This is a genomic window from Actinoplanes sp. NPDC051411 (assembly GCF_040682075.1).
Lineage (GTDB): Bacteria > Actinomycetota > Actinomycetes > Mycobacteriales > Micromonosporaceae > Actinoplanes.
Genome location: NZ_JBFBAD010000026.1, coordinates 21,394 through 36,669 on the forward strand (window position 1 = coordinate 21,394; position 15,276 = coordinate 36,669).

The following is a 15,276-nucleotide window of genomic DNA, read 5'->3' on the forward strand; positions in this document are numbered from 1 at the left end:
CGTTGACCGCGATCTTCGGGACGACACCGGGGTCACTGGCCGAGCTCGAGGTGATCTCGGAGCTCGGGCGCGGGGCCGACACGGTCGTCTACCGGGTTCGCCGTCGCGGCGCGGAATACACGCTGAAGGTGCTGGCCTCGGCGAATCCGCAGGCGCTGGTGTCGGTACGCCGGGAGGCCGCGCTGATCGGCTCGGTCGGTCACCCGCTGCTTCCGCGGATCTTCGAGGTCGGCCGCACCAACACCGGGCCCTACCTGATCCTGGAATACATCGACGGCTTTCCGCTGTCGCGGATTCTCCGGCAGGGGCCGCTCGACGAGCAGATCCTGGTGCGGCTCGCGATCGACCTGGTCGAGCCGCTCGCCGCCGCGCACCGGGCCGGGCTGGTGCACCGCGACGTCAAACCGGACAACGTGATCGTCGAGCCGGAGGGTGTCGGCCGGCTGATCGATTTCGGGCTGGCGGCCCGGGGCGGCGCCCACGAGGACCGGGTCGCCGGCACGCTGCTCTACAGCGCTCCCGAGCAGACCGGCATGCTCAAGCGGCCGATCGACGGCCGCTCCGATCTATACGCGCTCGGCGTGCTGCTCTACGAATGCGCCACCGGGCAGCTTCCGTACCTGTCGAAGGACGCCGGCGAGCTGATCCGCCTGCACGCGACCGCGCCGATCCCCGACCCCCGGGTGCTCGCCCCCGAGCTCACCGCCACGATGGCCGCGATCATCTCGACGCTGCTGGCCAAGGACCCGGACGACCGCTACCAGAGCGGGGAGGCACTGCTCGCCGACCTGCGCCGGCTGGCCGCCCGGCCCGACGTGGCCTTTCCGGTCGAGGCGGGTCAGCGCGAGGGCCCACCGGTCGGCTCCCAGCGGCTGGTCGGCCGCGACCAGGAGGTGGTCGCGCTGGCGCATCGCTGGCTCCGGGCTCGCGACGGCGGCGGGGGAGCGGTCATCGTCGAGGGCCCGGCCGGTGCCGGCAAGACCCGGCTGGTGCGTGAACTGACGAACGCGGTCGCCTCGGACGGCGATCTCACCCTGTACGGCAAGTGCGTGCCCGACGATCCGGTGCCACTCGCGCCTCTGCGCGGGGCGGTGGAGCGCTACCTGCGTACGGTCAAGGAGTTGCCCGCCGCCGACCGTGACCGGGCGGTCGAGCAGTTGCGCCGCGCCGCCGGGCGCGGCGGCCCTCTCCTGCGGACCCTGTCGCCGCTGTTCGCCGATCTGGTGCCGGCGCCCGAGATCGACGAGCTCAACCGGCACGAGCAGTTCGTCAACGCGGTCGCGGCGTTCCTGCTCGGCCTGGCCGAGGAGTTCCAGGGTGCCGTCCTGCACATCGACGACGTGCAGTGGCTCGACGAGCCGACCCGGCGCGTGCTGCAGCGGATCACCAGCCGGCTGCCGGTCACGCCGCTGCTGGTGATCGCGACGTGCCGCGACGACGCCGGCAACGTGGCCGCGCTCGACCGGTTCGGCGTCGACATGGACGCCACTCTCGACACCCGGGTGCCGCTCGGCGCGCTCGCCCAGGACGCGATGGAGCAGCTGGTCACCGAGCATCTGGGCGCGATCCGGCTGCCGGTCGCGGACATCCGGGAGCTGGCGACGCGGGCCGGGGGCAACCCGTTCACGATCGGGGAATACTCGCGGGCCGTCCTCGACGCGGGCCTGGTCACGCCGTCGTGGGACGGCTGGCAGCTCGACATGGCGGGCCTCGACCGGCTGGAACTATCGGGTGACGCCGTCGACCTGGTGCTGCAGCGGATCGACGGCCTCGGCGAGGAGAGCCGGCGTCTGCTGGCGGCCGGGGCCGCGGGCGGCCGGTGGTTTCCGACCGAGCTGACCGCCGCGGTCTGCGACATCGACCCGCGGCGGGCCCGGGCGCTGCTCGCCGAGGCCGAGTCGCGGCGGCTGGTGACCGCCGTCGGCATCGACGGCTACCGGTTCCTGCACGACCGGATCCGCGAGGCGCTGCTGGTCGGGCTCGACGAGGGCGCCCTGCGCGGCCTGCATCAGCGCATCGCCGAGACCCTCGACGCGGCGGCGCCCCGCGACTCGCGCTACGTCTATGCGATCGCCCGGCACTACGCGCTCGGCGAGACCGCGCGCCGTCCCGACCGGGTCTATGCCAGCGGGTTCGCCGCCGGCAGGCTGGCGCTGGCCGAGCACGCGCCGGTCGAGGCCCACGGTTTCCTCGAGGTGGCCGCGCGTTCGGCCGAGTCCGCCGGCGGCACCCCGCCGCCCGAGTTCTTCCTCGCCCTGGGCACCAGCTGCGCCCGTTCCGGCCGGTTCGCCGAGGCCCAGCAGCACCTGCGCCGGGCGTTGCGGGGCGAGCAGGATCCGTTGCGCCGGGCCGAGATCCTCGCCCAGTCGGCGATGGTGCACAACAGCTCGTGGAATCCGGACCAGGCGTTCGACGCGGTCTGCACCGGGCTCGCCGAGCTGGGCGCGCCGATGCCGCAGGGGTCGTTCCTCCTCGCCCTGACGACGATCGGGTCGGTGCTGCTCGGGCTGGTCATCGGGCGCACCAAGCTGGGCTTCGGCAACGCGCACGGGCGCACCCGCGAGCGTTACCGGCTGGAGGCGGTGCTGTGCGACATCGCGACGTTCGCGCTGTCGATGCGGATGCGCCGGGGCATGCGGGCGATCATGAGCCTGCGGGCCCTGTTCCCGATCAACCGGCTCGGTCCGGGCCGGGAGTACGCCCAGCACATGGCCGGTCTCGGCGTGATCGCCGACGTGGCCGGCCGGCGCAAGATGGCGACCCGGCTGTACGACCGGGCGGCCGCGGTCGCCGCCGACCTGGGCGATCCGGAACTGGTCGCCTACGTCGAGTGGAAGCGGGGCGCGGGCAGCCACCTCAGCGGCCACGACGACGAGGTCCAGGTCTGGAGCCGGGCGCTGATCGAGCACGAGCGGTGGATGGAGCTGGGTGACTATCTCACCGGCGTGTCCACGGTGTGCATGCAGTTCTTCAAGCGCGGCTGCACGGCCGAGGCCGAGGCCTGGTACCGCCGCGGCCGCGCCCGGCTGGGCCCGGGTGTCGAGGCCGAGGGGGCCGCGATCGGCGCGGTGGCGGCGGTCATGGCCGCGCGGCGGGGCCGGGCCGAGGAGGCGGAGGCCCGGATCGACACGATGCGGCGGTTCCTGCGGGCCAACCCGGACAACCCGATGCAGCTGATCAACCTGTACGGCGCGCGGATGGTCGCCCTGATCGAGCGGGGCGAGCTCGGCGAGCCGTTCGAGCAGTTGGCGGCCGAGTTCGCCGAGCTGGGGCTGAAGCCGAAGGCGATGGTTCCCGAGCAGCGCATCTACTACGTCTACGAGGCGCTGGCCCGGCTCGCCCGCTGCCGGTCCGGCGCCGACCGGGCCGCCGCCGAGGCCGCGGTCGACGGGTTGTCCAAGATGGCCGTCACGAAGCCGCTGCGGGCCTTCCACCTGGTCACCCGGGCCGACCTGGAGGTGCTGGACGGCCGCCCCGCCGAGGCGATGCGCACGCTGTCCGGGGTCGAGGTCGAGCTGGTGCCGCTGGACGCGCCCCTGATCGCGTACGAGGCGGCGAGAGTGCGCGCCCGCGCGCTGGCCGCCCTCGACCAGCCGGCCCCGGCCGCGCAGCAGGCGAAGCTCGCCCAGATGATCGCCATCGAGCAGCAGTGGCCGCAGCGGGCCCGCTGGATCTCGGATGAGTTCCGGGTGAGCGGGCACGCGTCGACCCGGCCCGAGGCCATCGCCCTGAGCAGCGTCTCGGCGGCCCCCGGGACGCCGGACAGCGATCCGGGCCGCTACCAGCGGCGACTCGAGGCGCTGCAGCAGGTCAGCCTGGCCTCGGCGACCGTGCTCGACCCGAGTGCGCTCGTCCGGACGGCGCTCGACGAGACCCTGCGCATCCTGGGCGCGGAACGGGCGTACCTCTTCCTCATCGACCGCGACCGGCAGGAGCTGACCCAGTACGTCGGCCGGGACGCCCAGGGCAAGGACATCCACGAGCTCACCGGCTACAGCACCACGCTCGTCGACCGGGTGGTGCACTCGGGCGAGCCGGTGGTGATGACCGGCAGCGACGAGGGCGTGGCGCTCGGCTCGCACAGCGTGCAGGTGCACGGGCTGCGCAGCGTCATGATCGCGCCCTTGCGGTTCAACGGGCAGCTGCGCGGCGTGGTCTACCTCGACAGCCGCATCGCCAAGGGCGTCTTCACCCGCGACGACGTCGACATCCTGAAGGCGATCACCAACCACATCGCGGTGTCGCTGGAGACCGCCCGCGCGGCCCAGCTCGAGGTCGCGATGCAGACCGCGCGGCGCCAGCGCGACGTGGCCGAGACCCTGCGCGCGGCGATGGCCGACCAGAGCTCGTCGCTCGACCCGGACGAGGTGATGCGGCGGCTGCTGGCCAGCCTCTGCCGTACGCTCGGCGGCGACACGGCCGTCCTGCTGACCCGGGTCGGCCACAGCGGGCTGGTCGTGGCGGCCGCACACGGTGCCGCGGCGCCGGTCGGCACGCCGCTCGCGGCGGTGCCGGCCGACCTGCTCGACGTGACCGGGCCACGGGCGCGCACCGTGTTCCCGGGCGACCGGCCGGCGGTGGGCGGCGTGCTCGGCACCCTGCGGTGCTGGTGGGCGCTGCAGGTCACGCAGGGTGGTGAGCCGTTCGGCTACCTGGCGGTGGGCGCGACCGGCGAGGGTGCCATGACCGAGGCGCAGATCCAGATCGCGGCGGCCATCGCCGGGCAGGGCATGACCGCGTACGAGAACGCGCGCCTGTTCAGCCAGGTCCGCCGGATGGCGACCCTGGACGGGCTCACCGGCCTGTTCAACCGCAACCACTTCTTCGGCGAGGCCGAGCGGCAGCTCAACGCCGCGCGGCGCCAGGTCGCGGCGATCATGGTCGACATCGACCATTTCAAGAGGATCAACGACACCTACGGTCACCCGGTGGGTGACGAGGTGATCCGTACGGTGGCCCGGCGCCTGCGGGAAACCGTCGGCGAAGGTGACGTCCTCGGCCGGTACGGCGGCGAGGAGTTCGCGGTCGTCACCGCGCAGGCGTCGTTGCCCGCGGCCGAGCTGGCCGGGCGGCTGCACCGGGCGGTCTCCGGCAACGCGGTGGCGACCGAGGCCGGCCTGTTGCCGGTCACGATCAGCGTCGGCCTGGCCGGGCCGGGTGACGGCGACCGCGATCTGCGGCAGCTGATGGCGCGGGCCGATGCGGCGCTCTACCAGGCCAAGCAGACCGGCCGGGACCGGGTCTGCGTCGCCCCGTAGCCGATCAGGACGCGGGTTTGAGCACGGTCGAGCCGGGCGGAACGACGAGGAAGACGCGGTTGGAGAGGCGCTCGATGTCGCCGCGCCGGCCGAAGATCGTGCCGGAGACGAAGTCGACCACCCGCGTCGCGTTCTCGACCGTGAGGTCCTCCAGGTTGATGATCACCGGGATGTCGCGGCGGAAGTAGTCGCCGATCTCGTAGCCGATGGCGTAGACCTCTTCGTGCTCGCGGGGCCGCACGATGGCGATCGTGGTCTTCGCCGGCTCGGCGTCCTCATCTCGCGACGGATAGCCGCGCTCGCGCTCGCTTTCTCGGGAGGAGTAGCCGCTCTCCCGGGAGGAACGGCCGCGGCGGGGCCAGCCATCGGCGGCGCTCATGCCCAGGGCCATGACAACCTCCCCCTCCGCCCGAGCACGCTACGCCGACAGCCCGAGGCCGGTCCGCCAACACGCCGCGCGGCGAAGGCCGGGACCATCGGTCCCGGCATCTTTCCGTACGCCGTGTGTGCCGGAGGTCGTCGCGTCAGCTCGGCCCGAGGTGGGTGCGCTCGCCGTCGTGGTCGAGGATGCAGAGCACCTCGGCCGGTTCGCCCGCCGCGCCGAAGGAGTGCGGCACCATCGTCGAGAACTCGGCCGCCTCGCCCGCCCGCACCAGGATCGTGCGCTCGGCCAGGCGCAGCTCGACCGTGCCGGACAGCACGATGAACCAGTCGCGGCCGGGATGCACGCGCAGGTCGGCCGGGACGCGGCGGGTGATCCGCATCTTGGCCACGGTCAGGCCGGCCGGGGAATCCTCGCGGGACAGCATCCACGTGGTGTAGCCGCGGGCCTCGTGGCGGTGCGGGCGGATCACCACGTCCTCGTCGCGGCCCGACTCGACCAACTGGTCGAGGGTGATGCCGAGCGCGCGGGCGATCGGGGCCAGCTGGTCGAGGGCGATCCGCCGGTGGCCGGTCTCGATGCGGCTCAGGGTCGACGGGCTGAGGTAGCTCTGGGCGGCGAGCTCGTCCAGCGACCAGCCGCGCGCCACCCGCAGGCCCCGGATGCGCTGCCGGACCAACGCGTCGAGATCTCCGTCTTGCGTCATACGCAAGATGCTATGTCGCTGACGCAAGCAGGCGCTAGCGTCGTGGCATGGCACACGACCACTCAGCACATCATCACTCCGACGCCCACATGGCCGAGATGCTCGATCTCGACGCCGATGTCCTGAGCGACCACCACGGCGAGGTCATCGCCTGGGCCGGCACGCTCGTCCCCGAGCGGGCCCGCATCGTCGACCTCGGCGCGGGCACCGGCACCGGCACCCTGGCCCTGGCGAAACACCTGCCGGACGCCGAGGTGACCGCCGTCGACATGGATGAGGAACTGCTGGCTCATCTGCGCCGGCACGCCGCCGAGGCCGGCGTCGGCGACCGCGTCCATACGATCCGGGCCGACCTCGACGGCGCCTGGCCCGACCTCGGCCCGGCCGACCTGGTGTGGGCGGCCAAGGCCATGCACCACCTGGCCGGCCCGGCCCGGGCGCTCGCCCAGGTGCGCGACGCGCTGCGTCCCGGCGGCCGCTTCCTCATCACCGAGATCGACTCGTTCCCGCGGTTCCTCACCGACCCGGCCGGCGTCGCCCTGGAGGACCGCCTGCACGCCGCCCAGGCGCGGATGCGGGAGGAGGGCGGCCTGCACATGGGCGTCGACTGGGGCGCCCAGCTGAAGGAGGCCGGCTTCGAACTCGAGGCGGAGCGCCGCTTCGACATCGAGGTGCCCGCCCCGCTGTCACCCCAGGCGCTTCGCTATGCCCAGGTGACGTTCGAGCGGTCCCAGCACATGTTGGCCGACCGGCTTTCGCCCGGCGACCTGGCTGCCCTCGGCTCCGCCACGGCGACTATCGTCCGTGCCAAACGAACGGCCTGGGTCGGGCGCAAGCGCTGAGCATCGAGAACAATCTATGAAATAGCGCAGCGTCATGTTAGCGTCACTCGCGTTCGCCGGGGGTCTCCGCACGGGGGTACGCGTTGTCCGATGTAGTCGCCGAGAAGGCGCCCTCCGCAGTCACGCGTCCCGCCCCGCAGAAACGGTCCTACGAGTGGACTTTCGCGACCGCCGGCTCGGTCCTTCTCGCGATCGCGATGGTCTGGCTGATCCCGCCGTACGCGAGTGATCTCCTCAGCGGCGGCGTCAAGCCCGCGACCATCGCCGACCCGGCCCACACCATCATCGGCGACGGCGGCGACTCGACCGCGCAGGCGTGGCTGATCGGCTGGGACGGGCACTCGCTGCTGCACGGCTTCCAGGGGCTCTGGGCGACCAACGCCTTCTACCCCGACCGCTACGCCCTGGCCCTCAACGACAGCCTCTTCGGCTACGTCCCGGCCGGGCTGATCGGCAACGGAGTGGTGGCCGCGGTCCTGCGCTACAACATCATCTTCGTGTTGGCGTTCGCGCTGGCCTTCCTCGGCGGCTACGCCCTGCTGCGCCAGCTCGGCGCCAACCCCGTCGCGGGCGCGCTGGCCGGAGCCGCCCTCGCCTACGCGCCCTGGCGGTACGGCCACGTCGCCCACCTCAACATCCTCTCCACCGGCGGCATCACGCTGGCCTTCGCGATGCTCGCCCGCGGCCACGGATGGTCGCTGACGAAGGGTTTCCAGCGCGACCGGGTTCGGCCCGGCTGGGCGGTGGCCGGCTGGCTGGTCGCGGCCTGGCAGGTGAGCCTGGGATTCGCGGTCGGGCTCGGCTTCGTCTACCTGCTCGCCGTCGCCTTCCTCTGCGGGCTCGTCGGCTGGCTGATCCGCGGACGCCCGGCCCTCGGCCGCCGGCTGATCATCGGAGACCTCGCCGGCGGCGCCGTCTTCGCGGCGGTCACCCTCTACTTCGCGTACGCCTACCAGCAGATCCGCAACCTTTATCCGAACGTGGTCCGGTCGTGGGACTACGTCGCCGCGTTCTCCCCGAAGCCCCGCGGCCTGCTCGTGTCGCCCGCGTTCTCGCTGTTGTGGGGCGACCGGCACGAGGACGCCCGCGCCGCGCTCGGCAACGCGCCCAACGAGAAGGCCCTGCTCTGCGGGTACGCGCTCTACCTGCTCGCGTTCATCGGCCTGTTCGTCTCGGCGTGGACGCTGCGCCAACGGCTCCTGCTGCTCGGCGGGACGATCGTCGGGGTGCTGTTCGCGCTCGGCACCAACGGCCCCACCTACCGGCTGCTCTACCTCTACGTGCCCGGATTCGACGGCAGCCGCACCCCCGGCCGGCTGATCCTGTGGCCGACGATCCTGCTGGCCGTCCTCGCGGCCGGTTTCGTCACCGAGCTCGCGCGGACCGCCCGCGAGGCCACGCTGCCGCAGTGGTCGGCCGCCGCCGCCCGGGCGATGACCGTCCCGCTGCTGATCCTGGTGCTGGCCGAGGGCATGCCCGACATGGCCCACGTGGCCACCCCGGTCGAGCCGGCCGCCATGAAGGCCGCCCCGGCGCCGATGATGGTGCTGCCGTCCGACGACGGCGTCGACAGCAACGTCATGCTGTGGTCGACCGACGGGTTCCCCACGATGGTCAACGGGGTCGCCAGCTTTACGACGCCCAACCACCAGGCGATCCGGGACGTGATGCAGTCGTTCCCGAGCCAGCCGAGCCTCGACCTGCTGCGCCAGTGGGGCATCCGCAGCGTCGTGGTGGTGCGCGACCGGGTGGCCGGCACGCCGTACGAGGCGACCGTCAACGCGCAGGCCGTGCCCGGGGTCACCCGTCAGGACATCGGCCCCGACGTGCTTTTCACCCTCGGCAACTGACTTGCCATTGGGCGGCGAGTTTGTCGAACGTGGTCGCGACGCCGCGGTTGCGTTTGAGTCGGTTGATGCCGCACTCGAGGGCGTGGCGTTGTTTGTAGTTCTGATCCCGCGTGAGCGCAGGTGCGCCCGGTTGGCTTTTGAGATGTGGTGGTCAACCCGCCCGGCGATCGGCCGAGCGCGTGGTCGGCGGGTTCGTCGTGGATCCCGGCCGGGCGATTCTTTCTGCAGATGTCCGTCGCGGCGGGCCCCGGCGGCGTGCTGGTGAGCGCGGCTGGTCGTGGAATCGATGCTGACGTCGCAGGTGGTCCGGCCGGCAGCGTCGGCTTTGCGTCGCGGCCAGGTTCTTGTCGCAGGTGCTATCACGCTGCCGGCGGCGAAACACGCCGTAGATGGTGGCCAGGGCGTGTATTCGGCCGGGATGTCACGCCAGGGTGAGCCGATCCGGATCCGCCCGCGGATCCCGTCGATGAGCTGCCGTCTTGTCCATTTCGGCGGACGACCCCGCCCCGGCGCAGCAGGCAGCAGCGGCTCCAGCCGGGCGTACCAGGTACCGCCGACCTCGTCAGCTATCGATCACCGCCACGCCGCGATCTCAACCCGGCGACCCCACATCGTTTAGGAAACGCGCCCTAGTTCGGCAGGAGCTGGGCGGTGCCGAGGCCGAAGGTGCGGCGGGTGCGGAGCTGAGCCGTGGCGGCGTCGGCGCTGGCCCGCAGCCGGGCGGCCTCGGCGTCGAGGGCGCCGGCGCCGTCGTCGGTGAGCCGGTAATAGCGGCGGTTGCGGCCGTCGACGGTCTCCTCGCGATCGGGCTCGACCAGTCCTTCGGCGACGAGACGGTCGAGGGCCGCGTAGAGGGTGCCGGCCTGCAGGCGGACGCGGCCGTCGGACAGCTGGCCGGCCTGCTGGATGATGCCGTAGCCGTGCAGCGGGGCGGCGGTGAGAGCGGTCAGGATCCAGAAGGTGGGTTCGCGCATCGGAGCGGCCATTCCTCAAAGGTAGAGATGATCTCAGCCGGCCTGCTGGGGCACCCGGTGGACGGCCACCACGCCGGGCATGCCCTGGACTTCCTGCAGCAGGGCGGGATAGTCGGCCGGCACATCGAGTTCGAACGTGAAGAAGTAGGGCAGGGTCGCGACCGACGCGGCCGGGACCGTCGCGCCCCGGCAGTAGTCGTCGCGGAAGGCGGCCGATCCGGGATCCCAGACCAGGTCGCCGTCGCCGCCGGCCCAGCTGCGCCGCATGGCGGCCGTGATCAGGGCGCGTTGGTGCGGGGTGGACGCGGGATCGACGTAAACGTGTACGGACCTGCTGTCGCGCACCTCGCCGCCGGGCCGTTCCGGCGGTGGGCCGGGCGCCGGATGGCACGGCGGCGCCGCCAGCGGCTTGTCGAACGCGTGCGGCAGCACTGTCGCGGCCACCACGCCGACCGCGATCAGGGCGACCCCGGCGGTCGCGACCCGGGGGTGGCGGCCCAGGAACCGCAGGCCGCGGCCGATGTCCGGGCCGGCCGCGCCGGCGACCAGCAGACCACCCAGGATCAGGGGCAGCGGAAGCCAGCCGTACCCGTTCTCCAGCCCGGCCCACCACGGGGCCTCGCCGGGCGTATCGGGAACCGGGAACAGCAGCATCGTCGGCAGGAACAGGAACAGCATGAACCCCGTGACGATCCCCGGCAGTGGCCCCGGGATGCCGAAGGTGCTGAACCGGCGGCTCGCCCACGCCGCCACCAGCCACGCCAGGGCGAATCCGAGCAGGGCGGCCGGCCAGCTGAAGAGGCCGAGCCACGCCGGCTCCGAGCGGCGCAGGGTCAGGGTGGAGCCGCCGTCGTTGTCGTAGTCGGGCATGCCCGAATAGAGGTCACCCTCGAAGCCGAGCACCAGTCCCGGCCGGTCGGCCCAGAACGTCACGCTGCTGTCCTGACCGCCGTCGACCATGTCTTCCGGGGCCTGATAGCGATAGTCGTGGATCTGCCAGCCGGCGGCGGCCAACCGCTCCCGGGCGCCGGCCGCATAGCCGGTCAGGTCGCGGGTCGCGCCGGTGTGGCGCAGCCAGTAAGTCGCATGGCCGTATTCGACGCCCTCGCCGTCGCTCTGTGGAACGATGACGGCCGGATCGCCGCCGCCCCACACCTTCAGCCCCGGGAAGACCGTGCCGGTGACCTCGGCGGCGGTGGCGGCGCTCGGCACCGGCGACGCGAACTCCCAGCCCAGGCGACTCCCGGCCGCGCCGCCGAAATAGGCACCGACCAGCCCGGCCAGAAACACCAGGACGACGACCGCCCGGCCGCGCGGATAACCCATGCGGGCACGCAGGCCGTGGCGGATCAGATTGACGCTCTCCCTTACGGTGGGCCGGCGCCGGCCGGGCGAAGCCGCCTCGAGCAGGGTGTCGAGCAGCTCGTCGCGCCGCGGGCCACGCGGATAGAAGCGAAGGAGCCGCCGATAGGCGCGACCGAGGGCATCGGACATGACGGCCAATATAGAGATGATCTTTATATGGCGTCAACACGAGCGGGCCGCCGCGCTAGACCTCGTGCTGCTGGACCACGCGGTCGACGCGGCGGTCGGGAACGACCCAGAAGACCGCGACGCAGGCGTAGCAGACCATGGCGACGGTCGCCCCGATGTGGGGGATCAAAAGGGCGCTCAGGACGCCGAGCACGTTTCCGGCCGTGGAGATTTTGCCCTTCAGGTCGTTGCCGACCGCCTCGTGGAGCGGGGAGTCCGGGCCCTGCTGCCGGATGATGACGGTCTGGAGGATGACGTAGGCCACGCCGGCCGCGAGCAGGTTGAGCCCGTACACCACGACCGGGGTCCGGGCGAAGTGTGACTCCTCGACCCAGACCGTGGTGAACGGGAACAGCGACAGGAAGAACAGCAGGCCCAGGTTGGCCCAGAGCACGCTGCCCCGGATCGTGCGCACCAGATGGAACATGTGGTGGTGGTTGTTCCAGTAGATGCCGACGTAGACGAAGCTCAGCAGGTAGGTGAGCAGCCCGACGCCGCTGGTGTGCACCAGGTCCGACAGCTGGTGGCCGGAAGGTGGCTTCAACTCCAGGACCATGATCGTGATGATGATGGCCAGCACGCCATCGCTGAACGCTTCGAGCCGACTCGTCCGCATGAACAGCATGACCGGGTGGCTCAGCCGTTTGTGACACCGCCCAGCTGCGGCCATCGCTGAGCGACCGCCGACAGGGACGCGGCGGAGGCCGTGGCCACCGGCGGGAAGGAGTCGAGCCTGTCGTAGGGCGTGCACGCGTCGATCAGCACCCGGCTGTTGTAGCGGGGCCCGCCCGTGTAGAGCGGATCGACCCGGCTGCCCCAGGTCTGCCGCATGATCTCGATGTCGGTGCCCGGGTCGCAGCGGGTCGACGCGGCCCACATCACCTCGTCCAGCCGCCGCGGGTTGATGTCGGCGTCGACCGTGATGACGATGCGGTTCATGTAGGCCGCGCTCGGGTGCTGGGCCGCCAGATAGCCTGCCTGCCGCGAATGTCCCGCGTACTGCTGGTCCAGCGACACGATGATCAGGGAGCGCCCGCCGCCCGCCTCGTGTGCCCAGACTCCGCGCAGCCCGGGCAGCCCGGTCGCCGCCAGCGCGTCGGTGATCATCGCCGATTTCATCACCGATCGCATGTAGGAGTAGTCGTGCGGGGGCTTTCCCGGCGGCGCCCCGAGCAGGATCGGGTCGTCGCGGAAATACAGCCGCGTCGGGCGCAGATTGAGCACCTGCGTCACCCCGCCCGAGTAGTAGCCGGTCCATTCGCCGAACGGACCCTCGGGCCGGGTATCGCCCGGCTCCAGCCAGCCCTCGATGACGATCTCGCTCTCGGCCGGGAACGGCAGCCCGGTCTCCTCGCCGACGACCACGCCGACCGGCTCCCCGAGAATCGCCCCGGCATAGTCCAGTTCGGACACTCCGCGCGGCACCTCGGTGCCGGCCACGATCAGGAAGACCGGATGGTGGCCCAGGCTCACTGCCACCGGCGCCCGCTTTTCGCGGGCAAACCATTCCCGTACGTGCTGGGCACCGTGCTTGCCCTGCTCGATGTTGATGGTCGCGCTCGCCCCGTCGTCCTGCACCTGCATCCGGTAGGCGCCCACGTTGAGGGATCCGGTCGAGGGGTCGCGGGTGATGACCGCGCAGCCGGTCCCGATGTAGCGGCCGCCGTCCTCCTCGTGCCACAGCGGGGACGGGAACCGTTCCAGGTCGATGCCGCCGCGCATCACGTTGGCCAGCACCGGCGCGTCGGTGGCGGTGACCGGCGCGAAGTCGGGCACCGCGGCGAGCCACTGCGCCGGCAGCCCGCGCAGCCGGCTGAGCAGCGCCGCGTCGTCCAAGCCGGAGCCGAGTCCGAGCGTGAGCCCGAGCGACGCCGGCCCGGCCATGCTTCCGGTCAGCACGCGGTAGCCCGGCGGGTAGCCCTTGATGTCGTCGAACAGCAGCGCCGCCGGGGTGTCGCGGCGATAGTTGAGCTGGCTGGCCGCCCCGATCTCGAGGTCGCGGTCGGCCCCGTCGAGCCGCAGCAGCAGCCCGGCGCCGGAGGCCTGGGAAAGCCAGGTTCGCAGGTCGTACCGAGACAATTCAGCCTCCCGCTCGGCTGCCCGACCAGTGGGTCAGGCGGCGTTCCAGATAGCCGACGGCCCGGGTCAGGATCAGGGCGACCACCGCCATGATCACGATGCCGGCCATCGCCTGGGTCATGTCGAAGTTGGCGGTCGCGGTCTGCACGAAGTAGCCGAGGCCGCCGCTGGCCAGGAACAGTTCGGCGACGATCGCGCCGACCAGCGCCCGGGCCAGGGCCAGCCGCACCCCGGTGAGGATGAACGGCAGCGCCGCCGGCAGCGCGACCGCCCGCATGAAGAAGACGCGCCCGGCGCAGAACGCGGTCGCGACCCGCACGAAGTCGCGGTCGAGGTGGCGTACGCCGGCGATCGTGTTGATGACCAGCGGGAGGATGCCCGCCCAGACCACCAGCAGCACCCGCGAGGTGTTCCCGATGCCGAACCAGAAGATGATGATCGGCAGGAACATCACGTACGGCACCGCATTGAGCACGTTGATGATCGGCTGGGCCATCTCGTCGAGCCAGCGCAGCCGGCCGAGCAGGATGCCGATCGGGATGCCGGCGACGATCGCGATGCCCAGCCCGAGCCCGAACTCGATGCCGGTCAGCCGCAGCGGCGTCCAGATCTCGCCGGTGCCGAAGACGTGCCCCTCGGCCTTGGCGATGTCCCACGGCGTGCTGCTGATGCTCCGGTTGACGATCCCGGTGACGCCGCAGACCTGCCAGGCCGCGATCAGCGCCAGGATGCCGGCCGCGCCGAGCAGAAGCGACCGGCGCCGCCGCAGGAACGCGCGGGCGCTCGGCACCGGGACCACGGACGCGACGGCGGCGGTCATGACGCCGCCAGCCCGGCGAGGACGCGGTCACCGATCGCGGTGAATTCGGGCGAGCGCTTCCACTCCGGGGCCCGGGGCCGGGGCGCGTCGACCCGGATGTCGGCCCGGATGGTCGCCGGCGAGGGGGAGAAGACCAGGATCCGGTCGGCCAGGAAGACGGCCTCACCCACGTCGTGGGTGACGAAGACGGCCGTACGCCGGACGGCCGCACCCTCCGCCTGCCACACCCGTACGAGCTCGTTCTGCATGACCTCGCGCGTCTGGGCGTCGAGCGCGCCGAACGGTTCGTCGAGCAGCAGCACGCTCGGGTCGGTGACCAGCGCGCGGGCCAGGTTGACCCGCTGCTTCATGCCGCCCGACAGCTCGTGCGGGAACTTGCGTTCGGCCTTCTCCAGGCCGACCAGCCGGATCATCTCGCGGGCCCGGGCCTTCCCGGCCGCGTCGAGGCGCCGCTGGGCCTGCAGACCGAACTCCACATTGGCCACCACGTCACGCCACGGATAGAGGGAGGCGTTCTGGAAGACCAGCGACCGGTCGGTGCCCGGCCCGCGCAGTTCGCGCCCGGCCAGCCGGATCGTGCCGTCGTGCACCGGAACCAGGCCGGCCAGGGCTTCGAGCAGGGTCGTCTTGCCGCAGCCGCTCGGCCCGACGATCACCACGAATTCGCCCCGGGCCACGGTGAAGTCGAGGTCGTGCACGGCCAGCAGGATCTCGCCGGTCCGCGACGACGGGTGCCCGAGCGCGACGTGCGACACCTCCAGCGCCTCCGACGTGGTGCCGGCGGGCGGCGGAGGCTGCGGACGGAACAGGGTTCGCATGGCTCTCCTCACGC

11 protein-coding genes and 1 pseudogene are annotated in these 15,276 nt (G+C 72.0%); 3 read left to right on the forward strand and 9 right to left on the reverse strand.

The window, feature by feature from the left end:
• Positions 1 to 2 precede the first annotated feature (2 nt).
• Positions 3 to 5,258: a diguanylate cyclase gene (locus AB0M88_RS16525; protein WP_364101948.1), complete on the forward strand. Its 5,256-nt coding sequence runs from the start codon at positions 3 to 5 to the stop codon at positions 5,256 to 5,258.
• A gap of 4 nt (positions 5,259 to 5,262) precedes the next feature.
• On the opposite strand, the gene AB0M88_RS16530 is transcribed toward AB0M88_RS16525, so the two are convergent.
• Both AB0M88_RS16530 and AB0M88_RS16535 read right to left on the reverse strand, forming a co-directional pair.
• On the reverse strand, positions 5,263 to 5,649 hold the full coding sequence (locus AB0M88_RS16530) for a cell division protein SepF (RefSeq protein WP_364101951.1): 387 nt from the start codon (positions 5,647 to 5,649) through the stop codon (positions 5,263 to 5,265).
• Between the two features lie 133 nt (positions 5,650 to 5,782).
• Positions 5,783 to 6,346, reverse strand: a complete 564-nt coding sequence (locus AB0M88_RS16535) for a helix-turn-helix domain-containing protein (RefSeq protein WP_364101954.1) — start codon at positions 6,344 to 6,346, stop codon at positions 5,783 to 5,785.
• A gap of 47 nt (positions 6,347 to 6,393) precedes the next feature.
• Here AB0M88_RS16535 and AB0M88_RS16540 point away from each other — a divergent pair, with 47 nt between their 5' ends.
• Both AB0M88_RS16540 and AB0M88_RS16545 read left to right on the forward strand, forming a co-directional pair.
• Positions 6,394 to 7,188: a class I SAM-dependent methyltransferase gene (locus tag AB0M88_RS16540; RefSeq protein ID WP_364101956.1), complete on the forward strand. Its 795-nt coding sequence runs from the start codon at positions 6,394 to 6,396 to the stop codon at positions 7,186 to 7,188.
• An 83-nt stretch (positions 7,189 to 7,271) separates the two neighbouring features.
• Positions 7,272 to 9,038: a hypothetical protein gene (locus AB0M88_RS16545; RefSeq protein ID WP_364101959.1), complete on the forward strand. Its 1,767-nt coding sequence runs from the start codon at positions 7,272 to 7,274 to the stop codon at positions 9,036 to 9,038.
• On the opposite strand, the pseudogene AB0M88_RS16550 reads toward AB0M88_RS16545, so the two are convergent.
• The 7 genes and pseudogenes from AB0M88_RS16550 to AB0M88_RS16580 all read right to left on the reverse strand — a co-directional run bounded on the left by AB0M88_RS16550 (position 9,022) and on the right by AB0M88_RS16580 (position 15,262).
• Positions 9,022 to 9,608 (reverse strand): annotated as a pseudogene (locus tag AB0M88_RS16550) (transposase). The gene AB0M88_RS16545 and the pseudogene AB0M88_RS16550 overlap by 17 nt on opposite strands.
• Positions 9,609 to 9,667: 59 nt before the next feature.
• Positions 9,668 to 10,024, reverse strand: a complete 357-nt coding sequence (locus AB0M88_RS16555; protein ID WP_364101962.1) for a PadR family transcriptional regulator — start codon at positions 10,022 to 10,024, stop codon at positions 9,668 to 9,670.
• Between the two features lie 21 nt (positions 10,025 to 10,045).
• Complete coding sequence (locus tag AB0M88_RS16560) at positions 10,046 to 11,506, reverse strand: hypothetical protein (protein ID WP_364101965.1); 1,461 nt, start codon at positions 11,504 to 11,506, stop codon at positions 10,046 to 10,048.
• A 55-nt stretch (positions 11,507 to 11,561) separates the two neighbouring features.
• Positions 11,562 to 12,161: a TMEM175 family protein gene (locus AB0M88_RS16565; protein ID WP_364101968.1), complete on the reverse strand. Its 600-nt coding sequence runs from the start codon at positions 12,159 to 12,161 to the stop codon at positions 11,562 to 11,564.
• A 20-nt stretch (positions 12,162 to 12,181) separates the two neighbouring features.
• Positions 12,182 to 13,624 (reverse strand): UbiD family decarboxylase, encoded by a 1,443-nt coding sequence (locus AB0M88_RS16570; protein ID WP_364101971.1) that lies wholly within the window; start codon positions 13,622 to 13,624, stop codon positions 12,182 to 12,184.
• Position 13,625: 1 nt separating this feature from the next.
• Entirely contained in the window at positions 13,626 to 14,444 is an 819-nt protein-coding gene (locus AB0M88_RS16575) for an ABC transporter permease (protein ID WP_364101974.1), read from the reverse strand.
• Complete coding sequence (locus AB0M88_RS16580; RefSeq protein WP_364101977.1) at positions 14,441 to 15,262, reverse strand: ABC transporter ATP-binding protein; 822 nt, start codon at positions 15,260 to 15,262, stop codon at positions 14,441 to 14,443. Before AB0M88_RS16580 ends, AB0M88_RS16575 begins: the two co-directional genes overlap by 4 nt.
• Positions 15,263 to 15,276 lie beyond the last annotated feature (14 nt).